This is a genomic window from Arthrobacter sp. YC-RL1 (genome assembly GCF_001454985.1).
Lineage (GTDB): Bacteria > Actinomycetota > Actinomycetes > Actinomycetales > Micrococcaceae > Glutamicibacter > Glutamicibacter soli.
Map to the genome: position 1 here is coordinate 2437299 of NZ_CP013297.1, position 23167 is coordinate 2460465.

The following is a 23167-nucleotide window of genomic DNA, read 5'->3' on the forward strand; positions in this document are numbered from 1 at the left end:
TCAGGCGCCCGCCGAATCCATGTCAAGGATCTTGGTAATGCGTACGCCGTAGTCCTGGTCCATGACTACCACCTCGCCCTGGGCGATCAGCCGTCCATTGAGCAGTACGTCCGCCGGGGCCCCGGCGGAACGGTCAAGCTCGATGACGGCGCCCGGTTCCAGGTTCAGCACATCGCGCACCGACAATCTGGTGCGTCCAATCTGGACGGTCAGCGCCATCTCCACATTCGAGATGCGGCCCAGCCGGCTGGCCATGTCCTCCGGCTCCTCGGCGGAGGGGGCCGGGCCGGAGACCGGGGCGGTTTCGCGAAGGCGCAGGGCGAAGAAACCGGCGTTCTCCCCGGACTGGGTGCGCAGCATGAAGCCCACCGTGTCTGCCGCGGAGAGCGTGCCCTGGGCGTTCTCGCCGGATTCCAGGCTCAGCACCCCGATGCCCAGCACGCCGGTTGCAGCTTCCAGCGCGGGGCGCAGCAGGTCCTCGGTACCCACGCGGGCGGTGCGGCGTTCGGAGGAGCCTCCAAGCTCGCGCTCGGCCACGTGCAGCACCACGTCGGCTGACTGCTCCCCGACAAAGGTCGCGCAGAGCACAGCCCCGGCAGCCGAGGCGACCCAGTCCTGCCGCGGCCCGGTGTGCAGCACCGCGCTCAGCGAGGTGGCGGTGGGCAGCATCGCGGCCAGCGCCTGGGCGGCGGAGGTGTACAGCGCGGTGGAGTGGAGGACCGCGGAGGTCTCGTTGAAGGCTGGCATGGTTAACTTTCCTGATTCGTGACGATGACGGCGGCTGCGCGGCCGTCGCGCGATCCCGCGGCGGCGGTACCGACGCGGTGCCCGCCGGCGAGCAAGTCAAAGGGCTGGTGCACGCGGTGGCCCAGGGGCAGCACGTCTCCCACCGCAAGCTCCAGGATTGCTTGGGGCTTCACCAGGTTAGGGACGGTGGACAGCTGCACCTGCAGCGGGACCGTCCCCAGGGACTGGGCCAGCAGCTCTTCGGAGTTCTCCGCGTCGGACCGCGGGTTGGCCTCGCCGAGCTGTTCAAGCAGCAGCTCGGCCGGCAGCGCCACCGAGGCGCCGGCGCTGCGCTCGCCCACCCTGATCCCCAGCCGGGCGACGATCATCACCTGCGACTTCGCGGCGGCTTGGGCGAACTGCGACTGGTGGGCGATGGAGGCAACGACAAGCCGTTCGGAGAGCAGCGTTCCCAGCGAATAGTGCAGGTCCTCCAGCGCCTCGCCCATCAACGAGCGGATCAGCGTCGCTTCGATGCGGGTAAAGGCCCGGTCCGGCAGGTCGCCGGGGGCATGGCTGCCGAGCATGTGGCAGACCCAGCTCAGCGCCTCGCTGGCGGGGAACTGCAGCACGCTGCGAGCCTCGGTGCTTTCGGCGGCGCAGAGCACCATGGTGGTCAGTGGCGGCAATCCTGCGACGTAGTCGTCATAGGTCTGCATCTGCACCGATTCGAAACTGACCTGCGACATCACCCGGATCTTGGCGGTCAGCTGGGTACCCCACTGGCGCGCAAAGGTCTCGAAGGCAAGTTCGAGCACACGCGCGTGTTCACGGGCAAGGGTCGTGGGGCGGCGGAAGTCGTACACTTCGGCCAGCGCATGCGCGGACGTGGTATCCCGCGGCACGCCGTAGCCCGGGCCTCCCAAAGGCAAAGATGTCACGGTGGCTACTCTCGGCAGCCGGGCGCTGATCGTTAGCCGGTTTCGGCAGGTTGTTCGCCGCCGGCCCCCGACATGGGCTTTTCATCACCCAGGGGTGCTATCCATCGAGTTCCGGGAGTTTCTCGCGAACCGCCTCGCTCTTGTTGGACAGCACCACGATGTCCACCCGGCGGTTCAGCGACAAGTCCCCGCGGTCCTTCAGCGGCCGCGCGTCGCCGTAGCCCACCGAGGAGATCCTGCCCGGCTTGATGCCGCCGTCCTCCACTAGGACCCGCAGGACGCCGGTGGCCCGGCTCGCCGAAAGCTCCCAATTGGTCGGATACGGGTGGACCGGCTGGCGCACGTCAGCGAAGCCCTCCACGGCGATGTTCAGGTTCGCCTGCTTCAGCACCGGTCCGATGGCGTCGATGATCCGGCCCGCTTGGCGAGTCAGCTCGGCGCTGTTGGGGACGAAGAAGGTTTCGGCGCTGACCAGCCGCACCGTCAAGCCGCGCTGGTCGATGCGGTAGACCGCGGCATCGGGGTAGCCCTGCTCGACCAGGGCGTCCTGGATCTGCTCCTTGAGCTTGAGCAGCTTCCGGGTTTCCGCGCTGGCCATGGCTTCCAGCTGCTCGCTGCTCAGTTCCTCACCGGTGCCGGTGCTGAGCAGCCCCTGGGCGCCGGCCATATCGGCCGGGACCACGATGCCTTCGGCGGTATCGGCGAACTGGGTTTCCTGGACGCCGAAGCCGGTGGCCAGCGAATTGCGTAAGGCCGCGAATTTGTCCTGGTCCACCGTGGACATCGCATACAGCACGATGAAAAGGCACATCAGCACGGTAACCATGTCCATGTAGGAGGCCATCCAGCGCTCGGAGTTCTCGGAATGGCCCTGCTGCGCCGATCGCCTGCGGCGGCGCGAACGCCCCGCGGCACGCGATGATCCGGGACGGCTCATGCGGCTTCCTCGAAGTCCTGCTCAGCCAACCTGATGGAGTCCTTGGATCCCGAAGCCTTGGCCGAGTCGGCCGGGAGCATGCCTTCGAGTTTTTCACGCAGCACGAGTGCCGGGGTGCCGGACTGGATGGCCATGAGCCCCTCGACGGCGAGGTTCAGCTGCTCGGATTCAAGTTCGGCCAGCCGTCCCAGCCTCGCCCCGATGGGAAGCCAAATGAAGTTCGCCGAGACCAGTCCCCAGAGGGTCGCAACGAAAGCGGCGGCGATCATGTGCCCCAGCTCGTCGGGTTTGGACAGATTTTCCAGCACGTGGGTCAGGGACACCACGGTGCCGATGATCCCCACCGTGGGCGCGTACCCGCCCAGAGTGGCGAACCACTTGCTGGCCACGGATTTCTCGCGCTCCTGGGTGTCGATGTCGTCTTCGAGCATGTCGCGCAGGTCGTCGGCGTCGACCCCGTCGGCCATCGCCTGCAGGGCGCGGGCCACCAGCGGGTCCTTGGCCTTGGCCACCTCGGCTTCCAGGGCCAGCAGCCCGTCGCGCCGCGCCACCTCGGCGAACTGGACCAGCTGCTCGACCAGATCCCGGGGGTTGCCGATTTTGCCTCGGAACGCCTGCGGCAGCGCCTTGAACGCCGCGAGCATGTCCTTGATGGTACCGCTGGCGATGCCCACCGCGATCGTCCCGAAGAACACGATGATCATCGGTGCGGGCAACAGGATGGAGGACAGGCTGGCGCCCTCCATGAACAGCATGGTGAACATCGCGCCAAAGGCGAGCAGCAAGCCGATAATTGTTGCCGGATCCATGGATATCTCCCCTTATTAAGGCGCTCCGGGAGCCGGCGCCGCACCGGCAGCCTGAGCGGCTGCGGTGCGGGCCGCGGTGAGCACCCGGGCCCGGTAGTCGACGGTCAGGGCAATGATCTCGTCCAGGGTTTCGCGCACCACGTACTGGGCGCCGTTGGCCATCACCACCACGGTGTCCGGCGACTGCGCGATCCGTTCGATCAGGTCCGCGTTCACGGCCAGCCGGGTGGAGTTCAACCTGGTTAACACGATCATGGTGCCCTCACCTCATTAGTCCACTGTCAACTGTCGGCGCCCGGGCGCCGGACGTTAGCCGGAGCGCTTAGCGCTTGAGGTTCGACAGCTCCTGCAGCAGCTCGTCGCTGGTCGTGATGATCCGGGCGTTGGCCTGGAACCCGCGCTGGGCGACAATCAGGTTCGTGAATTCCTGGGACAGATCCACGTTCGACATCTCCAGCATGCCGCCGGCCAACTTTCCGAAACCCGGGCTGCCGGCGGTTCCCAACTGCAGGGTGCCGGAGTTGCCCGTCAGTGTGTAGGAGGACCCGCCGGCCTTTTCCAGCCCGGCAGGATTGGTGACGTTGCCGATGGCGATCTGCGCAACCACCTGCTGCGCGCCGTTGGAGAAGCTGCCGGTGAGGGTGCCGTCTGCCCCCAGGGTGAATCCTTCCAGGGTGCCGGCCTTGTTGCCGTCGACCCCTGAGATGCTCGCGGTGTTCAGTTCCGCGAAGCTGGTCAGGCTGCCCAGGTCCACGGCCACCGCGCCCACCCTGAGCACAGCGTCGGACAGGTTCCCGGAGGCGTCTTCGGTCAGGTTCTGGGTGGCGGTCGCTCCACTGGCGCCGTTTTTGCCTGCCACGCTCCAGCCGGTGGCGGTCCGCGTGAAGGTGAGGGTCAGGGTGTGCTCGGATCCGTCGGCGGCGAAGATCTGGGCATCGCGGACCAGGCTTTCGCCCACTGCGGTGTCCTTGGGCAGGTTGCCGCCGACGCTGGCCTTGCCGGTCGCGGTGCCCGGAGCGATGAGGTTGTTCGGCAGGGTGATGTCGCTCAGTTCCCCACCGGTCGCCAGCTGCCCGTTGGCCCCGGCCATCCAGCCTTGGACCAGTCCGCCGTCCGGGCTGACCAGCCGCCCGTTGGCGTCGAAGTCGAAGGCGCCGGCGCGGGTCAGCGAGGTCGTGCCGCCCGAGCGCGTAATGAAGAATCCGTCGCCGGAGATCATCATGTCCGTGGATCGGCCGGTGTTCTGGCTGGACCCCTGGGCGAAATTGGTGGAGATGCCGGCGACCTGCACGCCCAGACCCACTTGGGCCGGGTTGGATCCGCCCTGGTTGGCGGCCGGGCCCGTGGCGCCCTGGGTGAGCTGCGAGAGGGTGTCCTGGAATTGCACCGAGGACGACTTGAACCCGGTGGTGTTGACGTTCGAGATGTTGTTGCCGGTGGCATCCAGCATGGTCTGGTGGGCGCGAAGGCCGGAGATTCCCGAATAAAGTGAACGCAGCATGAGGGGGGCTTTCTGCGAGTGGAATTTAATTGTTTAATGGGGCAGCTCGGCGGCGGCCTAGCTGGGCAATACGTTGGGCAACGAGTTTGGCAAGGAGGCCGCCGCGTTGGGGTTCGCGGGGGCAGTTTCCTCAGGAGACCTGGTGTTTTCGAGAAGATCGTTGTGCTGCGCCGCAGCGGGGGCTTCGGTCTTCTGCGGGTCCCGGACCGCAATCACGGTGGTCAACGCAATCTGCTTCTCCCCCACGCTGAGCACCGGTCCGTTGGCAGTGAAGGTGACCGCGGTGACGATTCCTTCCACCGGCGGCTGGTCAGCCGAGGTCACGTGCTGTCCCATGAAGGACGAGGCCGCGGTGCGCTGCTGGACTTCCAGCGAGGTCTGCTGCGCGGCAGTCAGCGTGTTGAGCCGTTCCATGGTCGCCAGCTGCACGGTCTGGGAAATCATTTGATTGGTGTCCATGGGCGCACTGGGATCCTGGTTCGCCAACTGGGTGACCAGCAGGTGCAGGAACACTTCCGAGTCCATGGTCTGTTTGGGAACACGCTGCCTGGCGGCGGCGGCTGCCGTGCCGCCTGATGCGTCGAGGGGGCTGATAGTCATCGTCGGAGGTCTTTCGGTTAGGCCAGCAGGTCGAGCCTGGCGACGGGGCGAGCGGGTGGAGCGGGTGTGCCAGGCAGGGCTGGATTCTCCGTTGCAGGGGCGGTATCCGCGCCCTCGGCCAGTGGGATTCCAGGGCTCGGATGCTGCCGGGCGGGAGCGTTGTCGGGGTGACGCTGCTGGAAGTTCCCCTGGCCGGAGCCGGCGAATCCCTGGCCCGCACCGGAACCGGTGTTCCCCGTGGACGCGGCATTCTCTGGCGAGAGCACCTGCACGCTGCCCTGCCCGAGCGCTGCCATCTCACGGCGCAGTTCCGGCAGCAAGGCACGCAAGGCGTGGGTTCCCGCATCGGTCGGTGCCGACAAGTCGACCCGAAGTCCGGAGGGACCCAGCTGAGCGCTGACGGTGATCGGTCCCAACGTTTCCGGTGCCACATGGATATTCATGGTTCGCTGGCCAGGGACGGCACTGAGGACGGTCACGAGCGGCGCGGTGAGCTGCTTCAGCAAGGGCGGGTGCACGGATGCCGGGCGTGCGGTCGGGACCTCTTCCAGCGGTGGCAGGCCGTCAGCCCGCTGCGGCGGAGCGGTTCCCTGCAGGTTGCCAGCGCTCGCCAGCGCCACCGCGGGAAGCGGCGATTCGGGCGGGGCCTGCGCAAGCCGCTCCCCTGCTCCTGCGGCGACCGCACCTGTTGGTTTCGGCTCACCGGCCACGGCAACCTCGGGCAGTTGGGGTGCATGCTGGTGCGGGAGCGCGGGGGGAACTTGGCCCTCGGAAACCTCGAGCGGGGCGGCATCTGCTTCTCTCCCGCCGCCAACAGCGTTCTGCGGCAGCGCGGTTGCGGTCGCGGTCGCGGGGTTCTGCACAGGAATCGTCCCGACAGCACCCGGAATAAAGGTGCCGGCAGGCATCCGCCCTGCCGCTTGCGCGCCGGCGGAGGCGGGGGCGGTGAGCGCAGCCACGGCGGACCCCGGAGCGGCGCTCGGTATTGCCGCGCCGGCCGGCTTCTCGGTCGGGGCGATGCTCCCCGTGGAAGCAGGATCGGCCGAAGGCTCCACCGGCAGCGTGATGCCTGCGGCGGGACCGTCCAACGGCTGGATGCGGGCAGGGACCTTGCCCTGCTGCTCGACTGTCCCGGATGATTCGGTCCCTCCGGACGCACGGTCGAGCACCGGCAAGGACCCAGGCCCGGCTCCCCCGCTGGTTTCGGGAGGCAGCTCGATGGTCAGCAACAGGTTCTGCGCGAGAACCGGCGGCATTGATGATTCCGGCGCGGCGGGCGGGACTGCGGCTTCTGCAGGTAGTGCGCGATGATCCGGCTCCGGCACGGGCAGGGTCCGAGGATCCAGTGCGGCCGCCGGCTCATCCCCGGCCCGGGCCAGCAGCCCGGCGAAACGCTGCGCTCCCGAAGCCTGGCCCGGCGGCATCTGCGCGACAGGTGCCGGAGAGTCCGCCAATTGGAGCGGCAAGGTGGAGGGGATCCTGGTCATCGTAAAACCGCCCGCGCGCTGTCGAACAGTGCCCGCTGCGCGGCCCGTGCGTCAGCTGGACCGGAGTTCGCGGCTGCCTCAGAGGGCACGATGCGGCGGATGGTCATGATGTCCTTGTCGGTTTCGAACAGTTCGCGGATGCTCACGCTCTCGCCCGGCCGCGGGGCATGAATCATCTTGTTCCCACCCAGGTAGATGCCGATATGCCCGCCACCGCGGGTGACAATCAGGTCGCCGGGCCTGGCCTGGGCCAACGACGGCACCTCGGTGCCTTCCTTGGCTTGCTGCCTGGCGACGCGCGGGAGCTGGATCCCCAGATCGCGGAAGGTGTGCTGGACAAAGGAGGAGCAGTCAAGGCCCACCTTCGGGTTGTTGCCTCCCCAGACATAGGGCACTCCCAAGTACTTTTTCGACGCGGCGACCACCCTGGCGCCGTCGACGCCCCCTGCGGCCGCAGGTTCGGAGGCGCCCTGCGCACGCGTGGTAGGTGCAGTCTTGCCAACTGCCTCGCGCTGTCCCCGCTCGGCTTCCCTGGCAGGTCCGGCGCCGGCAGCTGCGGGCGCGGCGCCGTTCGCCGAGGCATCCAGGGCGTTCTGGAGCACCTGCTGGAACTCAGTTCCGGCGGGGGAATCGAACGTGATGCCCGCATTGGTGCTGTTCGCCGCGGCATTCGCCGTCCCCTGCAGGGATCCGCCCAGAACGTTGCCCGCGGTGGCGGCAGACCTGGTTTCAGGCGCGGCGGGCTTCGGAAAGCCGGCCACCCGGGCCAAGTTGGATTCGATGGCCCCGATACGCGCGGCGACGTCAGCGTAGCTCACTGTCGAGTCCTTTCCCGAGCGGTTCCTGCCAGTTCGTCAAGGAGGTGCTGCTCCCGGGCAAGATCTGCGTGCTGCACCGCCTGGTGATGGCGTGCTTCGAGTTTTTCCAGCGCTTTCACCCCGCGGCGCTGTGCGCGGTAGGCCTCGGCCGCCAGCTCGCGGTCCTCGGCCAGCTGGGCTTCCAGCGCCTGGAGATCCGCCAGCGCCGATCGCCCGGCTGACCGGGCGGCGGCAATGGCCAGCAGCGATGCGCTGTCCACCGGATCGTTGGCGCTGCCGTGCAGTTCCTGCAGGGTCTGCTCGCGCTGCAGCGTGTGGGCGCGCACCGCCTGGTTGGCCTCGGCCACGGCGCGCGCCGCCTGGCGTTCGCCGATCTGCCGCAACCGCAGCAGGGACGCCAACGAGAATTTCCGGCTCATCATTCAACTCCCAACCGGGCAAGCAGCGCTGTCAGCTGCGCCCATGATTCGTCGACCGGGCAGCCTTCATCCAGCGGCTGCTGCAGGAAGGCGTCGATGGCCAGCCGATGCTCCACCGCGGCATCGGCCAGCGGGTTCGAGCCGCGCTGGTACGCCCCCACGTCGATCAGGTCCTGTACGCTGCGCCCGGCCGCCATCACCTGGCGCAGCCGCCCCGAGGCGGCCTTGCGGGAGGGATCGTTGATTTTCGAGGCCAGCCGGGAGACCGAGGCCAGCGCGTCGATGGACGGGAAATGCCCCTGCATCGCCAAGGCGCGGTCCAGCACCACATGCCCGTCCAGCAGCGAGCGCGCCGCGTCGGCCACCGGTTCGTTGTGGTCGTCGCCGTCCACCAGGACCGTATAGATTCCGGTGATCGCTCCCTGCTGCGCGGTGCCCGCCCGTTCAAGCAGCCGGGCGAGCAGCGAGAAGGTCGAGGGCGGGTAGCCGCGGGTCGCCGGGGGCTCGCCGGCCGACAGCCCGATCTCGCGCTGCGCCATGGCCACGCGGGTCAGCGAGTCCATCATGAGCAGCACCTGCATGCCGCAGGCGCGGAAATGCTCGGCGATGCGTGTTGCGGCCAGCGCGGCGCGCAACCGCATCTGGGCGGGTTCGTCCGCGGTGGAGACCACCACCACCGACCGGGCCAGGCCTTCGGGGCCCAGGTCGTCTTCGAGGAATTCGCGCACTTCGCGTCCGCGTTCACCGATCAGCGCGATGACGTTCAGCTGCGCCGTAGTCCCCCGGGCGATCATGGACAGCAGCGAGGACTTGCCGACGCCGGATCCGGCGAAAAGCCCAAGGCGCTGCCCGGCGCCCACCGTGCACAGGGTGTCCAGCACCCTGACCCCCAGCGGCAGCGGCCGGGTGATGCGGTGGCGTTCCATGGCCGGCGGGCTGTTATTCTCGATCGGGACCAGCTCGTGCTCGCCCAGTGCGCCAAGTCCGTCGATCGGCTGGCCCAGGCCGTTGAGCACGCGGCCCAGCAGCCCCGGCCCGGCGGGCACCAAGTGCCCGTGGCGTCCGCGGCGCACCGGGTCCCCCAGCCGGATCCGCTGCAGCGAGGCCAGCGGCATGCAGTGCAGCCCGCGGCCGGTGGCCGCAACAACGTCGACCGCAACTTCCTCCGTGCCGACGCTGAGCACCGACCCGACCGGGGCGTCCAGTCCCTGCACGCCCAGGCCCAGCCCGATCAGTTCGCTCACCACCCCAACGCGTTCGGGTGCCGCGGCGGACAGCGCCTGCGCCCAGTGCGGCTGCAGCAGGTTGTGGTGCGCCGGCGCGCTCATGGCGCACCGCCGCACAGCGCGTCCTTGGCCCGGCGCAGCGCGGTGGAAATCCTCGCGTCCAGGAATCCGTGCTCCAGCTCCGCCACGGCGTCCCCGGCGGACAGCGCCGCATCCGCGCGCAGCTCGATCCCGCTGCCGGGAAGTGTCTTCCGTCCCAGCAGCTGCAGGTCCTGCGGGTTCAGCCGCACCGCGCACACCGGCTCGGTGCCTGACAGCTTCGCTGCGCGTTCCATCGCCGCGCGGGCGGCGAACTGCTCATCGCACAGCACCTGCCCGATGATCGCTTCGGCCAGTTCCACGGCCGCCGCGGTCAGCGCAGCGGCGGATTCCTGCACCGGCGGAACTGCCAGCGCGGCGACGGCCCGGCCGGCGGCGCGCAGGGCGGCCAAGGCCTGGGCCTGTTCCTCGGCCTGCCGGGCCTGGGCCTGGGCTGCCTGCAGCTCAACGGCTTCGCGCTGGGCCCGGGCCGCCTGTTCCGCGGCCCGGATCCCCGTCGCGTAGCCCTCGGCGTAGCCGGTGGAACGCGCGTGCGCCAGGACCTGTTCCTGCGGCGCGGAGTCCAGGGAGCGGAAGGCCACGGGACGGAAATTCTGTTCAGGAGACAAAGTCGTCTCCGTCGCCGCGTCGGACGGTGATTTCGCCGCTGGCTTCCAGCGCGCGGATCTGCTGCACAATATCGGCACGGGCCGCCTCGACTTCGGAGACCCGCACCCGGTCCATGACCGCGATTTCCGAGTCCAACAGCTCGGCGGTGCGTTCGGAGATGTTCTCGCGGATGACCGCCTCCAGCTCGTCGGCCGCGCCCTTGAGTGCGAACGCCAGCGTCGTGGCGTTGACTCCGCGCAGCACCCTTTGGATGTCGCGGCGCTCGAAACGCAGCAGGTCGGCGAAGGAGAGCAGCCGCGAAGTGACCTCCTCGGTCAGCGCGGCGTCGAATTGGCCCAGCGAGGCGAGGATCTCCTTTTCCACGGCGATATCCGAACGGTTGATGATGTCCACGAGCGGCTGGATGCCTCCCACCTGTTCCACCGGTTCGTGGCGGGCGACCAGGCTGCCGGTGCGCCGCTTGAGCTCCTCGGAGACCACCCGGACAGCTTCGGGCACCGCGGTACCCATGGTCGCCAGCGCCGCGGCGATCTGCGTGCGCAATTGCGAGGGCAGCCCGGCGAGCACCTGCGAGGCGACCTCGGGGCGAAGGTAGCCCAGCACCAGGGCCGCGGTCTGCGGCAGCTCGCCGTCCAGCAGCGAGATCAGGTGGGCCGCATCGGTTCCTTCGAGAAACTCGAAGCTGCTGCCGGCGGTCGAGGAGGACAGCCGGTTCATGACGATGGTCGCCTTCTCGTTGCCGAACGACGCTTCCAGCAGGCCGGAGGCCGCGTCACGGCCGCCGACCAGGCTCGCGGTGGCCAGCTCGTGGACTTCCCCCAAGGTGCGCTGGATGACCTCGTCGTCCACCCGCCGCAGGCGCAGCAGCTCGGCGGCGATCTCCTCGGATTCGAATTCGTTGAACTGGCGCATCACCTCGGCGGCCTGCTCCTGGTCCAGCTGCATCAGCACCACTGCGACCTTCTGGATTCCGCTCAGTTCACGGGGCGTGCTATCTGTTTCCTGGCTCATGCATCACCCTTTGAATCCATCAGGCTGCGCAGGTGCTGGGCCATCTTGGCGGGGTTCTGCGCGGCCAGGGCGCTCAGTTCTTCGCGTTTGGTCTGGGCGTCCAGCTGCTGAACGTGCGGCGTGCTGACGGTGGCGGGGATCTGGCTGATGGTGGTGGTCGGGGTGTCGGCCACGACGGACACCGCCGCGCTGGGCTCGCGCAGGCTGCGCAGGTCCTGCAACTCGCCCAAATCCACCAGCTCGCTGCTGGGCCGGTTGCGGCGGCGCAGCAGCAGGTAGACGGCCAGCAGGACCAGCACCAGCACGATCGATCCGGCGATGACCAGGGTGCGCAGCAGCTCCGCGTCCCGTGCGGCTTTCGCGGCGTCGGAGGCCTCGGTCAGCGCGTTTTGCGCCGCGGTCGCCGATTCGGTGCTGAACGGCAGCACCGAGACGTTGATGGTGTCCTTGCGCCCGGTGTCGATTCCGGCGGCGGCGCTGATCATGGCGGTCAGCTCCTGCACGTCCAGGCCGGAGGCGGCCTGCGCGTCCAGCGCAACCGAAACGCTCTGCCGGTTCAGGTTCCCGGAAGGCACCAGCCGGTTCTCGGTGACCTTGTTGACCGCGTTGGTCCGGTCGGTTTCGGAGGAGGTGAACGTCCCGTCCTTGGCCTCATCGCTGGGCACCGCGATGTTGTCCGGACCCAGGACACCCGCTTCGCCGCTGCCGTTGCCGCTGCCCTGGTAGTCTTCCTTCTTGCTTTTTTCAGCCAATACCGGGTTGTCCTTGGGTGCGCTGAAGCTTTCCTCGGTCCGCTCCGCAGATTCCAGCGACACGTCGGCGGCCACCGCCACGGTCGCGTTGCCGGGGCCGACCACGCGGTCGAGCATCGTCTGGATCATGGAGCCCACACGCTGCTCGTACTCCGAGGCCTGCTTGCCGGCAGATCCCTCCACGCCAACGCTGGCGGCCGAGAGCAGGGTGCCGTTCGAGTCGACGACGGAGATGTCGGCAGGCTTCAGCCCGTCCACCGCGGCGGAGGTGAGGTGCACGATGGCCTGCACCTGGTCGGCGGTGAGCGTGGTGTTCGGCTTGGGCTGGACGAAGATCGACGCGGTCGGGGTGGTCGCGGAGTCCACGAACACCGTCTGCTCCGGGATGGCGAGCTTGACCGACGCCATGCTGACCGAGTCCAGGGCCATGATGGTGGAGGCCAGTTCGCCCTCCAGCGCCCGCTTGTAGGTCACGTCCTGCTGGAACTCGGAGGCCGTGACACCCATCTGGTCAAGCAGCGAATAGCCGCCGGCGCCCGCGGTAGGCAGGCCGGCGGTGGCGGCCTTCAGCCGCGCTTCGTACACGTTCTCCTGCGGGACCAGGATGGTTCCGCCGGCGCCGGTGATTTCATAGGGCACCGCGTCGGCCTGCAGCTGCTCGACGATGCCCGACGCGTCCTCGGCGGAGAGCCCGGTGAACAGCGGCGTCATCTTCGGCTGGCTGGCGAAACTCACCAGCGCGACGGTTCCCAGCACCACGATGGCCAGGCCGATGACGGCGATGGTGCGCTGGGCAAGGGTGAAACCGCGGATGCTTTCTCCGAGCTTCACCAGGGCTTTGGGCATGGTTGCCACTAGGCTTGCATCCTCATGATCTCGTTGAAGGCTTCCACGCCGCGGTTGCGGAAGGTCGCTGCCGTTTCAAGGGCCAGCGAGGCGCGCGCGGAGGCCAGGGTCGCGGTATGGATGTCGGCCAGTTCGCCGGTGACTGCCTTGAGCGACAGGTCGTTGGAGGTCGACTGCAGCTGCTGCACCTCGGCCAGCGCGCTGCCCAGCGTGGCGGCAAAGGCCGAGCCGTCGCTGCTGCGGGGTTCCGCCTGGCGGTAGCCGGCAGGGGTTGTCGGGGTGGTGGCCGACACGGGGGTGATCTCGAAGTTCATTACTGGCCACGTCCAATCTGCAGGGCGGCTTGATAGCTTTCACGGGCACGGTCGACCACGGCGGCGTTGACCTGGTAGCCGCGCTGGGCAAGGATCAGGGAGCCCATCTGTTCCGACAGGTCGATATCGGGATAACGCACGTTGCCATCGGCATCGGCCAACGGGTGGTCGGGCTCGTGCACGATCCGGCCCTCGGCGTCGCCGCGTTCGATGCCAGCGACGTACACCCCGTTGGCGTCGTCCCCCGCCCGCGCCAGGACGTACTGGGCGCGAAAAGCCTCGTCGTCGGTGCTGCGCGCGGTGTTGGCGTTGGCCAGGTTGTCCGACACCGCGTCCAGCCACTTGCGGTGGACGGTCAGGCCGGTTCCGGCGATTCCGATGGCGTCGAACATCAGCTGCCCTTCAATGCGGTGCGGATGGAGCTGAAGGTGCCCGAAGCGGCCTGGGTCGCGAACTGGTAGCGCAGCATGGTGTCCACGTTGGACAGCGTCTCGGTGTCAAGGTTGACATTCGAGCCGTCCAGCCGCGTGGGTTCCAGGGACCGGTTGGTGCTGGCGACGGCCTCGCCGCTGCCTTGCGAAATCGATGCGGCCAGCGCGGACTCGAAGTCCACCCGACGGGCTTGGTACCCCGGGGTGTTCACGTTCGCGATGTTGTTCGCGATGGCGCGCTGGCGCAGGGAGAGCGCGTTCAGGGCGCTCTCCATCGCTGCAGAGGTCACAGATTCAAACAAGACGTGTCGCTCCAGAGTCTTCAGCTGGGCCCTTCCGTGGGCAACGGGGCTTGCGAGCGATCCATGCTCCCCCATGACAGAAGCAACTATCGGTTGCTTTGCGGACCCGGTTAGCCGAATTCCCTAGCCAACCGCGTCAAGGTACACGGCGGCGTCCAACGGCGGACGGGGCACGCTGTCAACGGCCCTGAGCTGGGCGGCGATGTCGTTTCTGCGTCGGGCGTAGGCATCGATCAGCTCGCCCAGCTGCCCCAGGACCTCGGCGGCGCGCTGGCGAAGCCGGGCAGGAAGCGGCATTCCGGATTCAGGGGCCTTCCAGGCGGCGATGTCCAGGTCGACGAGCTGTGCGTCCACGTGCAGCGCGGCGGCCAGACGGGCGCAGCGGGCCTCAAGTTCGTCGAGCAGCTGGTCCCAGGTGCTGCACTGCGATGCAAGTACTTCAGCCAACGTTGACCCCTGCGTGCTGCACTGCCGGGCCGCCCGGGGAAGCCGCGGCCTCGTGCCATGCTTCCTGCAGCGGCTTGAGCAACTCGATGGCCTGGGCGGTGAGCTGGATGTTGCGCTGGATGTTCGCATCGATGAGCAGCTGGGTGACGAAAACGTAGAGGGATCGCAGCCCCGCGCCGCCGGACCACGCCGAGTCGTCGAGGCTGGAGGACAGCTCGGCAATGATCGCCTGGGCGTGCAGCAGGTTCTCTGCCGCTGCGCCCCAGTTTGCCGAGTCCTGGGCGCTCTTGGCCCGATGCAGGTCGACCATCAGCCGGTCGTAGAGCATGGTCAGCAGCTTGGCCGGGCTGGCGGAAAGGATCGCCTCCCGGTTCAGTTGCGCGATCTTCTGGGCAGGATTGAGCATTATTTCTCCTTGGTGCTCGGCAGCGAGGCAAGTTGCGAAGCGAGGTAGGACTGCTGGGCGTTCATGTTGCTCAGCTGCACTTCCAGGGCTGAATAGATGCGCTTCAGGCTCGCTTCCCGGCTTTCCAGCCGGCGGTCCCAATTCAAGATCTGGTCATTGAGCCGGGTGATCGTCGTTTCCTGCCCCTTGATGCGCGAGCTGATGTCCCCGGAATACTTGTCGGACAGTTCGCTGCTGACAGTTTCCACGCGCTTGGCCAGGGTGGCGAAGGCCGACTGCACCCGCGCTGGGTCGGCGTTCAGCGCCTTGGTGAATTTCTCTTCGTCGAAATCGAGTTTTCCCTCTCGGGTGATCGAAATGCCGATTTCCGATGGCGAACGCCCGTCCACCGGCCTGATCGCCGCATCCGTGAGGCGCTGCGTGATGCTTCGGACCATGCTGTCGCCGGTGAAGATCATGCCGCTGGTGGCGCCACCGGTGCCGATGGTGACCGAGGAGTTGGCGGAGATGAAGTTCAGCAGTCCGTTCAGCGAGTCCACCAGGGAGGAGGCTTCCTTGGCGGCCGCTGCCATGTCGCGCTGCACGGTGAGGGTGACCGGTTCGCTCGACGTCTTGGAAACGCTCACGTCGATACCCGGCATGAGCCCGGCGAAGGTATTCGACGCGGAGCTGACTGTCTGCTCCGCGGCGCTGCCGGCCCAGAGCGTGACCGTGGCATCCTGCGCGGCACGGATCTGGGTGAGGGGAACGGCCGTGCCGGCCACTGAGAAGGAATTCGCCGCTCCGCTGGCGTCCGCGGTGAACTGCACGCGGTACGTTCCGTCGCCGACCGCGAATTTGACGGCCTTGACTCCCGCCTCGGAAGCGTTGACCGCGGTGATCACGTCGTCCAGGGACGCGGAGACGGCGGTGATGCTGTAGTCCTTGCCGGCCGAGCTCAGCGTGAAGGAGGAGCTGTCCCATTCGGTGAGCGGTCCGGTGACGGTAACCTGCTGCTGGGCGAGCTGGCCGACGGTCAATTCCAGAGATCCAGTCGCGGCCCCGTCGGAGGTCTTCACGGTGACCGAGTTTGAGCTGGATACCGAGGTGAATTTCTGCAGCGCCTCGGGTTTGGCCAGGGTGGCCGAAAGTTTGGCTACGTCCGCGACGCGGGTATTCAGCGACTGGAGCGCCGAGACCATGGTCTGCGTTGCGGTGACCCGATTTTTCAGCATGGTCTGGGGAATCGCTTCGACCTGCATCAGCGACTTGATGAGGGCGGCGGTGTCCAATCCACTGGCCAGGCCATCAAGAGAAATTCCCACGGATACTGCCTCCCGGACTGTGAAAGATGATGTACGTGCCCGCGTGCCCGGAAAGGGCCTCTCGGCCTCTTTCCGGGCGCGGGGCGCCAGGCTGCCGGATTCCGGCGCGCCGACGCGCGCGGCCGGCAGCGGCTAGCCAGCGGGTGGTTAGCCCAGCAGCTTCAGGACGCCCTGGTTGGACTGGTTGGCCTGAGCGAGCATGGCGGTACCAGCCTGGGACAGGATGTTCGAGCGGGTGAAGTTCACCATCTCGCCGGCCATGTCCACGTCGCGGATGCGGGACTCGGCCGCCTGCAGGTTTTCGCGCGACACGTTCAGCGAGTTGATCGCCGATTCAAAGCGGTTCTGCACTGCGCCCAAGGCCGCGCGGCCACTGGACACGCTGGTGATGGCGGTGTCGACGGTGCCGATGGTCGCTGCCGCAACCGAGGCCGACGCGAACCCGTCGGTGGTCACGATCGCGGCCTTCAAATCGGTGGCCAGGGTCTTGATGTCGATGCCGCCCTGGCTCAGATCCAGCGTAATCTGGCTGTCGCCGCCGGTGCCGGCGCCGATCTGGAAGGACATGACGCCGTTGCCGGTTGAGCCGGCAGTGGCATCAAGCAGGTTGATGCCGTTGAAGTTGGTCGTGTCGCCGATGCGTCCCAATTCGTCGACCAGGGCGGTGACTTCGGTGGTGATGGCCTTGCGGGATTCCGCATTGTTCGAGTCGTTGCCGGCCTGTACTGCCAGATCGCGCACACGCTGCAGGATCGAGTGGACCTCGGTCAGCGCGCCTTCAGCGGTCTGGATGACGGAGATGCCGTCCTGGGCATTGCGGGCGGCAACGTTCAGGCCGTTGACCTGCGAACGCAGCCCTTCGGAGATGGCAAGTCCGGCGGCATCGTCTGCCGCGCGGTTGATGCGCAGGCCCGAGGACAGCTTTTCCAGCGACTTCGACAGGTCGTTCTGGGTGTTGGACAGGTTGCGGTGAGCATTCAGCGCCGCGAGGTTGGTGTTGATCTGCATACCCATGATGTTTTCCTCCGTGAGAACGGGTGTTGTTTACCTAGGTCCGTCCATGGACCTCGTGAACAACTATCGGCCGTACTCCGCGAGCGGTTAGCGGGATGCTTCCACCTCGAACATCACGCAATATCCGCTGTCATCGGCGGACCGGTCCAGTCGTCCAAGCGTCCGCCTGTTGCCTGGTGGGCAAACTCGTCGAGGTAGCTGTCGCGCCGCGCCTGGGCGGACTTCGTGAGCTTGGGCTGCACGACGGGCGGCCGGTCGGTGAGGTAATGCGTCTGGATGGCTTCGTGCAGCAGCTTGAGGGCGACGGTGCGCTGCTGCGAGATTGCCGAATGCGTCACGCCCGCCTCGGCAGCAATCTGCTTGACCGTGGCGCCTTCGAAAAAGAGTCGGCGGATCAGGATCTGGAGTTTCTGGGGCAGGCACTGCACGGCCGCATGGATCACGCTGATGCGTTCGCGGTGCAGGATGTTTTCTTCCGGGATCCCCATCTCGGACAGGAGGCTGTCATGCATGGTTTCCTCCAGCGCCACCACGCTGCGCTCGGCATCGGCCATCACCGCACGCACGTCCGCGCTGCTCACGCCCATGGCGTCGGCCAACTCATGCTCCGATGGCTGGCGTCCCAGAACACCGGTCAAGGCTTCCTGGACGTTGCGGGTTGCAGTGATTTTCTGGCGCGCCCCACGGGTCGCCCAATCGTTCGAACGCATATCGTCGGCAAAGGCACCCATGATCCGGCGGCGGGCGAAGGCGCCGAAAGGCACTCCACGGGAGGGGTCGAATGATTCGGCAGCGCTGATCATCGCGATGGTGCCGACGGAGACGAGATCTTCGCGCGAAAGATGCGTCGCTTTCGCGCAAAGTTCAGCTGCTAGATATCCGACAAGGGGGAGGTTTGCCAAAACCAATTCATTGCGTGCTTCAAGCTCCACTGTGCCGGAGTCCTTTATCTCAGAGTGCGATTGGCTATGTGTCTACCCCAACTAGACAATCGGCCACGCGAACTAACATTAGAACTACATGAGGGTTTTTGACAAACGCTATTTATGAGGCGTTTTCGGACGTATTGTCTCCGGTTTTTCGGGCCTTCGTAGGCGCCTGTCGACCCGGCGCCGCTAACCGTCTTCCACTCGCCGCCGATACTATTGGTTATCGAGGCATTTTGGGGAAATGCCAGAATTGGAGAATCATGACCAATCGGGTAAATGAGCTGTCGACGCTCCTGTTCAAGGAACGGGAATGCCTTGAACTGCTCCATTTCAAACTCGAGGAACAGAATTTACTGCTCATTGCCGGCAAAACGCAATGGCTTTCGGCAGCGACTCGAGAAATCGAACATGTGCTGGAACGCATGCACCATACCAGCCTGGAACGCACGCTGGTCGCCCGCGAGGTGGCCGAAAGTTGGGGCGGCGACCCGGACTCGTCGCTCTCCGAATTGGCTGCGCTCGCGCCAGTGGGGCCGTGGGGAGAGATCCTCACCTCCCATTTGACGGCGATCCATGAATACACCAACGTCATCGCGGCGACTCGCGACGCCAATGAGCAGTTCCTCCGAGCCGCTCAGCGCTCGGCCCAGGAAACCCTTGCGAACCTCGGCGATTCGGCATCGACCTATGGCCGCAGCGGAGCGGCCGATGTTCCAGGCACCGACGCCCGCATACTCGACACCAATGTCTAAGGAATCCAGATGAGCACCTTCGGGAGCCTGAATACCGCCCTGTCGGGGCTCAACGCGGCGCGAGCTGCCATGGAGGTTGCGGGGAACAACTTGGCCAATGTCGCCACCCCGGGATACACCCGGCAGCGTGCCGAGTTCCAATCCGCAGGGGCGGTGGCCTCCACCGGCAAGATCACCTCGTCCGGGCGCATCGACCAAGGCGTCGTGTTCACCGGCATCGCCCGATTGGCCGACGCCAGCCTGGACGCCCGCGTCCGAGGCACCGTCGCGCTGGCCTCGCAGAGCTCGGTGCGCGCCGATGCGATGGCAGATCTCGAATCAATCCTGCGCGAACCGGGCGAGAACGGCCTCTCCGCGTTGCTCAACGATTTCTGGGCCGGATGGGAAGACGTGGCAGGCCAGCCAGGCGACGCCGCCGCGGGGGCCGTGCTGCTCCAGCGCGCGCAGTCGGCGGTCGACCGCATCGTCCAGATGGATGCCGAGATCAACGGCCAGTGGACCTCCCAGCGCCAGGACCTGAGCACCCGCATCGACGATCTGAATGCCACCGCGCAGGGCGTCGCGGCGCTGAACGGGCAGATCCGTTCGCTCACCGCCGCCGGTGGTTCGCCCGCTGCGCTGCTCGACCAGCGCTCGCAGCTGGTCGAGCGCCTGGCCGAGCTGTCCGGCGCGAGCGTGCGCGAGCTGCCCGATGGAACCGTGGACGTACTGCTGGAGGGCAGCCCCCTGGTCACCGGGACTACTGCCCGCTCGCTGCAGCTGTCCGGAGGCCGGAACAGCGAGGACGCCGCGGTCTCCGTGCGCTGGTCGCACCGGCCTGACGACCAGGTGTCGCTGGATGCCGGCAGCATCGCGGCAGGGCTCGCGGTGCTCTCCCCCGCCACCGGTTCCTACAGCTCGGGGCCGCTGGCGCAGGCTGCCGCGCAGCTGGACCGGATCGCCCTGCGCCTTGCCGAGGCGGTCAACCAGGTGCACCACTCGGGATCGACCAGTGCCGGCACGCCTGGCGGCGACTTCTTCGGCATCGATCCGGCAAACCCAGCCGGCAGCATCAAGGTGCTGCTCCACGACGGGTCCCAGCTGGCCACCGGCTTGCCCGGCGGCGGCGCGCTGGACGGCTCGAACGCCCAGAAGCTGGCCGAGCTGGGCAAGGCGCCGGACGGCGCCGACGCGCTGTGGTCGCGGCTGGTGATCGAGGTGGGAACCACGAGCCGCGCCGAGGCAACCCAGGCGCTGTCCAGCGCGATGGCCGCGGACGGTGCCGTCACCGCGCGCCACAGTGCCTCCGCGGTGTCGTTGGACGAGGAGAACATCGCCCTGCTCAGCCACCAGCATGCCTACCAGGGCGCTGCCCGAGTGCTCACCGCACTGGACGAAATGCTGGACACCCTGATCAATGGCACCGGCCGTGTTGGACGATAGGACCTGCAGATGACACGCATTACCACGTCGGCGCTCAGCTTCAATGCCGAACGCAACCTCGCCGCCGCGGCCGCCCGGCTGGCCACGATCCAGGACAAGATCGGCTCCAACAAGCAGATCAGCCGGCCCAGCGACGACCCGGCGGGGGCCGCCGAGGCGATGGCGGTTCGCACCGAGCAGCGCCAGAACGCGCAGTTTTCCCGGAACGCAGCGGATGCCAATGGCTGGCTGTCTTCCACGGACGTCGCCTTGTCCGCCGCGACCAGCCTGCTTCACCGGGTGCGCGACCTGACCGCCCAAGGAGCCAACGACGGAGCGCTCGGACCGGAGGCCCGGGAAGCGATCGCCCTTGAACTCGACCAATTGCGTGAGCAGATGGTCGGGGTGGCCAACACCCAGTACCGCGGGCGCTTCCTGTTTGCCGGCACCTCGGATGCCGGCAGCGCGCTGGATGAGAACCTGCAGTTCTCCCAGGGCAGCGAGGTCCTGCGCCGGATCGGGCCGAATTCCTCGGTGCGCGTGGACGCCGACGGCGCTGCCGCCTTCGGCCAAGGCCCGGACAGCGTCTTCAGCCTCATCTCCTCCATCGCGCAGGATTTGCGCAATGGCGTCAATGTGTCCTCACGACTTGAAACGGTGGATGCCCACTTGCAGAACATCCTTGCCACCCAGGCCTCCGTCGGCGCCAGCCACGCCACGGTGCGCACGGCCGAGCAGAGCCTGCTGGGCGATGCGGTCAACCTCGAGGCCCGGCGCGCGGGCACCGAGGACATCGACCTCGCCACCGCCATCCTGGAGCTCAAGAGCCAAGAGGTCGCCTACCAGGCGGCGCTGTCCGCCGCGGCCCGCACCCTGCAGCCTTCACTCATGGACTTCCTGCGATGAGCCGCAAACTGATCCCGTCCTCCGCCCTGCCCGGATTCCCGCAGGCGCAAACGCTGGAGCTTTGTGCAGTCGACGGCGCCCCGGGCCTCTTTGCGCTGTCATCCCCCGAGGCGCCATCATTGCGCTGGTTCGTCCTCGAGACCGCAGTGCACCTGCCGCACTACACACCGCAGTTCTCCGAAGACCACCTGGCGGCGGTCGGCCGGCCGGCGCAGAACGCGCGATTGGTCCTTGCCGTGGTCAACACCGCCGACCAGCGACCCAGCGCCAACCTCTTCGCGCCGCTCTTGGTCAACGACGACACCGGGCAGTGCGCCCAGGTCCTGCTTGAATCGCAGGATTGGCCTTTGCGCCACGACCTGAGCGCCTAGCCTCGAACTCCGGCGGAAGGATTGTTTACCTTCCTTCCGGCGGAATTTTCTTTTCCGCCTGGATACTGCATAGTAGCGATTCAGGCGGAATCCGATTTGGTCTCTGCGTCGCAGCTTCCCACCTCGGGAATAATTGACGCCTCAACTTGTTGTTACATGCATACGCATATAAATTGGAGACGAGCACACGATGTGACGTTTCACCAGCTAATAGGAGTAGGCATGCAGTTCGGAGTTTTCTCAGTCAGCGACATCACCCGCGATCCCACCACCGGTCGTGTGCCAACAGAGAAGGAACGCATCGACGCCCAGGTCGCCATCGCCAAAAAGGTCGAGGAAATCGGCATGGATGTCTACGCCATCGGCGAGCACCACAACCGCCCGTTCTTCTCCTCCTCGCCGACCACCACCCTGGCCTACATCGCGGCGCAGACCGAACGCATCATCCTGTCCACCACGACCACGCTGATCACCACGAACGACCCGGTGAAGATCGCCGAAGACTTCGCCATGCTGCAGCATCTGTCCAACGGCCGCACCGACCTCGTGCTCGGCCGCGGCAACACCGGCCCGGTCTACCCGTGGTTCGGGAAGAACATTCAGGACTCGGTCAACCTGACCGTGGAGAACTACAACCTGCTGCGCCGCCTGTGGGACGAGGACGTGGTGAACTGGGAAGGCCGCTTCCGCACCCCGCTGCAGAACTTCACCTCCACCCCGCGCCCGCTCGACGACGTGGCCCCGTTCGTCTGGCACGGCTCGATCCGCACCCCGCAGGTCGCGGAAATCGCCGCCTACTACGGCGACGGCTTCTTCGCGAACAACATCTTCTGGCCGAAGGAGCACTACCAGCAGCTGATCAATCTGTACCGCGAGCGCTACGAGCACTACGGTCACGGCCGCGCCGACCAGGCGATCGTGGGCCTGGGCGGGCAGTTCTACATGGCCAAGGAATCGCAGCAGGCGGTCAAGGAGTTCCGCCCGTACTTCGACAACGCCCCGGTCTACGGCCACGGCCCGTCGCTGGAGGACTTCACCGCCCAGACCCCGCTGACCGTCGGTTCCCCGCAGCAGGTGCTGGAGAAGACGCTGAGCTTCCAGGAGTACTTCGGCAGCTACCAGCGCCAGCTGTTCCTTATTGACCATGCGGGCCTGCCGCTGAAGACCGTGCTGAACCAGCTGGACATGTTCGGCGAGTACGTGCTGCCCGAGCTGCGCAGGGAAATGGACGCCCGCGCGCCGAAGGACCTGACCCCGGCACCGACACATGCAGGCCTCGTGGCCGCTCGTGAGGCTAAACTGAAGGCTGAGCAAGCCAACGCCCCAAAGGAGCCTGAAGTCAGTGACCGGGACCAGTAACACCCCCGCCCCCGTGAAGGTCACCATCGACGCCTGGGAGTCGCTCTTCCGGGCGCAGGTGGCCGTCATGAGGAAGGTCAGCGCCAAGCCGGAGTTCCACAAGCTCTCCATGCGCGAATACGATGTGCTGTTCAACCTTCGCATCTGCCCGGGCGGCCGCAGCCGCCTGGTCGACCTGAACCGCTACCTGCTGATCTCGCAGCCGAGCCTGAGCCGCATGGTCACCCGGTTGGAGGACAAGGGCCTGATCACCCGCGAGGCCGACCCGACCGACCAGCGCGCGATGCAGCTGTCGCTGACTCCCAAGGGGCTGGCGGTCCAGCAGGAGATCGGCCGGGAACACGTCAAGCACATCTACGAGCAGATCGGCACGGCGCTGAGCGAAGACGAGTTCATCCAGCTGCAGCAGCTGACCTCCAAGCTGCGCAGCGCCATCCAGTAGCGCGCACG

General features: G+C 66.9%; 28 protein-coding genes. 6 read left to right on the forward strand and 22 right to left on the reverse strand.

The features are described 5' to 3' along the window. The 22 genes from fliN to ATC04_RS11375 all read right to left on the reverse strand — a co-directional run bounded on the left by fliN (position 1) and on the right by ATC04_RS11375 (position 17931). Entirely contained in the window at positions 1-747 is a 747-nt protein-coding gene (fliN, locus tag ATC04_RS11270; RefSeq protein WP_047118835.1) for a flagellar motor switch protein FliN, read from the reverse strand. A 2-nt stretch (positions 748-749) separates the two neighbouring features. After that, positions 750-1667 carry a flagellar motor switch protein FliM gene (locus ATC04_RS11275; RefSeq protein WP_231735967.1) on the reverse strand — a complete coding sequence of 306 codons (918 nt, stop codon included), beginning with the start codon at positions 1665-1667 and terminating at the stop codon, positions 750-752. Between the two features lie 97 nt (positions 1668-1764). Next, on the reverse strand, positions 1765-2604 hold the full coding sequence (locus ATC04_RS11280) for a flagellar motor protein MotB (protein WP_047118833.1): 840 nt from the start codon (positions 2602-2604) through the stop codon (positions 1765-1767). After that, the gene (locus tag ATC04_RS11285; protein WP_047118832.1) at positions 2601-3413 is read right to left on the reverse strand and encodes a MotA/TolQ/ExbB proton channel family protein; all 813 of its coding nucleotides are present in this window, start codon (positions 3411-3413) and stop codon (positions 2601-2603) included. The genes ATC04_RS11280 and ATC04_RS11285 overlap by 4 nt, the downstream gene beginning before the upstream one ends. 15 nt (positions 3414-3428) lie before the next feature. Continuing rightward, positions 3429-3668 (reverse strand): flagellar FlbD family protein, encoded by a 240-nt coding sequence (locus ATC04_RS11290; RefSeq protein WP_047118831.1) that lies wholly within the window; start codon positions 3666-3668, stop codon positions 3429-3431. Between the two features lie 67 nt (positions 3669-3735). After that, positions 3736-4914, reverse strand: a complete 1179-nt coding sequence (locus ATC04_RS11295; protein ID WP_047118830.1) for a flagellar hook protein FlgE — start codon at positions 4912-4914, stop codon at positions 3736-3738. Positions 4915-4971: 57 nt separating this feature from the next. Further along, entirely contained in the window at positions 4972-5514 is a 543-nt protein-coding gene (locus ATC04_RS11300) for a flagellar hook capping FlgD N-terminal domain-containing protein (RefSeq protein ID WP_082123855.1), read from the reverse strand. A 17-nt stretch (positions 5515-5531) separates the two neighbouring features. Beyond that, positions 5532-7001: a flagellar hook-length control protein FliK gene (locus ATC04_RS11305; RefSeq protein WP_152666816.1), complete on the reverse strand. Its 1470-nt coding sequence runs from the start codon at positions 6999-7001 to the stop codon at positions 5532-5534. Then, positions 6998-7819 carry a C40 family peptidase gene (locus tag ATC04_RS11310; RefSeq protein WP_047118828.1) on the reverse strand — a complete coding sequence of 274 codons (822 nt, stop codon included), beginning with the start codon at positions 7817-7819 and terminating at the stop codon, positions 6998-7000. The genes ATC04_RS11305 and ATC04_RS11310 overlap by 4 nt, the downstream gene beginning before the upstream one ends. Then, positions 7816-8238, reverse strand: a complete 423-nt coding sequence (locus tag ATC04_RS11315) for a flagellar FliJ family protein (protein ID WP_047118827.1) — start codon at positions 8236-8238, stop codon at positions 7816-7818. The genes ATC04_RS11310 and ATC04_RS11315 overlap by 4 nt, the downstream gene beginning before the upstream one ends. Then, entirely contained in the window at positions 8238-9566 is a 1329-nt protein-coding gene (locus tag ATC04_RS11320) for a FliI/YscN family ATPase (protein WP_047118826.1), read from the reverse strand. Before ATC04_RS11320 ends, ATC04_RS11315 begins: the two co-directional genes overlap by 1 nt. Then, complete coding sequence (locus ATC04_RS11325) at positions 9563-10144, reverse strand: FliH/SctL family protein (protein ID WP_052772315.1); 582 nt, start codon at positions 10142-10144, stop codon at positions 9563-9565. The genes ATC04_RS11320 and ATC04_RS11325 overlap by 4 nt, the downstream gene beginning before the upstream one ends. 16 nt (positions 10145-10160) lie before the next feature. Next, positions 10161-11183, reverse strand: coding sequence for a FliG C-terminal domain-containing protein (locus ATC04_RS11330; protein WP_082123853.1), 1023 nt, complete (start codon positions 11181-11183; stop codon positions 10161-10163). Then, positions 11180-12781 carry a flagellar basal-body MS-ring/collar protein FliF gene (gene fliF / locus ATC04_RS11335; RefSeq protein WP_047120666.1) on the reverse strand — a complete coding sequence of 534 codons (1602 nt, stop codon included), beginning with the start codon at positions 12779-12781 and terminating at the stop codon, positions 11180-11182. Before fliF ends, ATC04_RS11330 begins: the two co-directional genes overlap by 4 nt. An 8-nt stretch (positions 12782-12789) precedes the next feature. Next, a complete protein-coding gene (gene fliE, locus ATC04_RS11340) occupies positions 12790-13095 on the reverse strand; it encodes a flagellar hook-basal body complex protein FliE (protein WP_052772314.1) in 306 nt (101 codons plus the stop codon). Next, on the reverse strand, positions 13095-13490 hold the full coding sequence (locus ATC04_RS11345; RefSeq protein ID WP_047118824.1) for a flagellar basal body rod C-terminal domain-containing protein: 396 nt from the start codon (positions 13488-13490) through the stop codon (positions 13095-13097). Before ATC04_RS11345 ends, fliE begins: the two co-directional genes overlap by 1 nt. Further along, on the reverse strand, positions 13487-13828 hold the full coding sequence (locus ATC04_RS11350; protein WP_047118823.1) for a flagellar basal body protein: 342 nt from the start codon (positions 13826-13828) through the stop codon (positions 13487-13489). Before ATC04_RS11350 ends, ATC04_RS11345 begins: the two co-directional genes overlap by 4 nt. Before the next feature lie 123 nt (positions 13829-13951). Continuing rightward, positions 13952-14275, reverse strand: coding sequence for a hypothetical protein (locus ATC04_RS11355; protein ID WP_047118822.1), 324 nt, complete (start codon positions 14273-14275; stop codon positions 13952-13954). After that, entirely contained in the window at positions 14268-14681 is a 414-nt protein-coding gene (fliS, locus tag ATC04_RS11360) for a flagellar export chaperone FliS (RefSeq protein ID WP_047118821.1), read from the reverse strand. The genes ATC04_RS11355 and fliS overlap by 8 nt, the downstream gene beginning before the upstream one ends. Further along, positions 14681-15985 carry a flagellar filament capping protein FliD gene (gene fliD / locus ATC04_RS11365; protein ID WP_047118820.1) on the reverse strand — a complete coding sequence of 435 codons (1305 nt, stop codon included), beginning with the start codon at positions 15983-15985 and terminating at the stop codon, positions 14681-14683. Before fliD ends, fliS begins: the two co-directional genes overlap by 1 nt. A 147-nt stretch (positions 15986-16132) precedes the next feature. Next, a complete protein-coding gene (locus tag ATC04_RS11370) occupies positions 16133-16999 on the reverse strand; it encodes a flagellin (RefSeq protein ID WP_047118819.1) in 867 nt (288 codons plus the stop codon). A gap of 113 nt (positions 17000-17112) precedes the next feature. Beyond that, positions 17113-17931, reverse strand: coding sequence for a sigma-70 family RNA polymerase sigma factor (locus ATC04_RS11375; protein WP_047118818.1), 819 nt, complete (start codon positions 17929-17931; stop codon positions 17113-17115). Between the two features lie 257 nt (positions 17932-18188). Here ATC04_RS11375 and ATC04_RS11380 point away from each other — a divergent pair, with 257 nt between their 5' ends. From ATC04_RS11380 to ATC04_RS11405, 6 genes are all read left to right on the forward strand, one after another. Continuing rightward, on the forward strand, positions 18189-18680 hold the full coding sequence (locus ATC04_RS11380; RefSeq protein ID WP_047118817.1) for a flagellar protein FlgN: 492 nt from the start codon (positions 18189-18191) through the stop codon (positions 18678-18680). A 9-nt stretch (positions 18681-18689) separates the two neighbouring features. Continuing rightward, entirely contained in the window at positions 18690-20102 is a 1413-nt protein-coding gene (gene flgK / locus ATC04_RS11385; protein WP_047118816.1) for a flagellar hook-associated protein FlgK, read from the forward strand. A gap of 9 nt (positions 20103-20111) precedes the next feature. Beyond that, positions 20112-20987, forward strand: coding sequence for a flagellar hook-associated protein FlgL (gene flgL / locus ATC04_RS11390; RefSeq protein WP_047118815.1), 876 nt, complete (start codon positions 20112-20114; stop codon positions 20985-20987). After that, positions 20984-21358, forward strand: a complete 375-nt coding sequence (locus ATC04_RS11395) for a flagellar assembly protein FliW (RefSeq protein WP_047118814.1) — start codon at positions 20984-20986, stop codon at positions 21356-21358. Before flgL ends, ATC04_RS11395 begins: the two co-directional genes overlap by 4 nt. Before the next feature lie 222 nt (positions 21359-21580). Beyond that, entirely contained in the window at positions 21581-22717 is a 1137-nt protein-coding gene (locus tag ATC04_RS11400) for an LLM class flavin-dependent oxidoreductase (protein WP_047118813.1), read from the forward strand. Further along, positions 22701-23159, forward strand: a complete 459-nt coding sequence (locus tag ATC04_RS11405) for a MarR family transcriptional regulator (protein WP_231735968.1) — start codon at positions 22701-22703, stop codon at positions 23157-23159. Before ATC04_RS11400 ends, ATC04_RS11405 begins: the two co-directional genes overlap by 17 nt. Positions 23160-23167: the final 8 nt, after the last annotated feature.

Coding starts and splice junctions, on each gene's coding strand:
- ATC04_RS11330 (WP_082123853.1), bottom strand. CDS start 11,183: ATGAGCCAGGAAACAGATAGCACGCCCCGTGAACTGAGCGGAATCCAG.
- fliS (WP_047118821.1), bottom strand. CDS start 14,681: ATGCTCAATCCTGCCCAGAAGATCGCGCAACTGAACCGGGAGGCGATC.
- ATC04_RS11395 (WP_047118814.1), top strand. CDS start 20,984: ATGAGCCGCAAACTGATCCCGTCCTCCGCCCTGCCCGGATTCCCGCAG.
- ATC04_RS11370 (WP_047118819.1), bottom strand. CDS start 16,999: ATGGGTATGCAGATCAACACCAACCTCGCGGCGCTGAATGCTCACCGC.
- flgK (WP_047118816.1), top strand. CDS start 18,690: ATGAGCACCTTCGGGAGCCTGAATACCGCCCTGTCGGGGCTCAACGCG.
- fliE (WP_052772314.1), bottom strand. CDS start 13,095: ATGAACTTCGAGATCACCCCCGTGTCGGCCACCACCCCGACAACCCCT.
- ATC04_RS11380 (WP_047118817.1), top strand. CDS start 18,189: ATGACCAATCGGGTAAATGAGCTGTCGACGCTCCTGTTCAAGGAACGG.
- fliF (WP_047120666.1), bottom strand. CDS start 12,781: ATGCCCAAAGCCCTGGTGAAGCTCGGAGAAAGCATCCGCGGTTTCACC.
- ATC04_RS11295 (WP_047118830.1), bottom strand. CDS start 4,914: ATGCTGCGTTCACTTTATTCGGGAATCTCCGGCCTTCGCGCCCACCAG.
- ATC04_RS11315 (WP_047118827.1), bottom strand. CDS start 8,238: ATGAGCCGGAAATTCTCGTTGGCGTCCCTGCTGCGGTTGCGGCAGATC.
- ATC04_RS11285 (WP_047118832.1), bottom strand. CDS start 3,413: ATGGATCCGGCAACAATTATCGGCTTGCTGCTCGCCTTTGGCGCGATG.
- ATC04_RS11305 (WP_152666816.1), bottom strand. CDS start 7,001: ATGACCAGGATCCCCTCCACCTTGCCGCTCCAATTGGCGGACTCTCCG.
- ATC04_RS11400 (WP_047118813.1), top strand. CDS start 21,581: ATGCAGTTCGGAGTTTTCTCAGTCAGCGACATCACCCGCGATCCCACC.
- ATC04_RS11280 (WP_047118833.1), bottom strand. CDS start 2,604: ATGAGCCGTCCCGGATCATCGCGTGCCGCGGGGCGTTCGCGCCGCCGC.
- fliN (WP_047118835.1), bottom strand. CDS start 747: ATGCCAGCCTTCAACGAGACCTCCGCGGTCCTCCACTCCACCGCGCTG.
- ATC04_RS11320 (WP_047118826.1), bottom strand. CDS start 9,566: ATGAGCGCGCCGGCGCACCACAACCTGCTGCAGCCGCACTGGGCGCAG.
- ATC04_RS11290 (WP_047118831.1), bottom strand. CDS start 3,668: ATGATCGTGTTAACCAGGTTGAACTCCACCCGGCTGGCCGTGAACGCG.
- flgL (WP_047118815.1), top strand. CDS start 20,112: ATGACACGCATTACCACGTCGGCGCTCAGCTTCAATGCCGAACGCAAC.
- ATC04_RS11300 (WP_082123855.1), bottom strand. CDS start 5,514: ATGACTATCAGCCCCCTCGACGCATCAGGCGGCACGGCAGCCGCCGCC.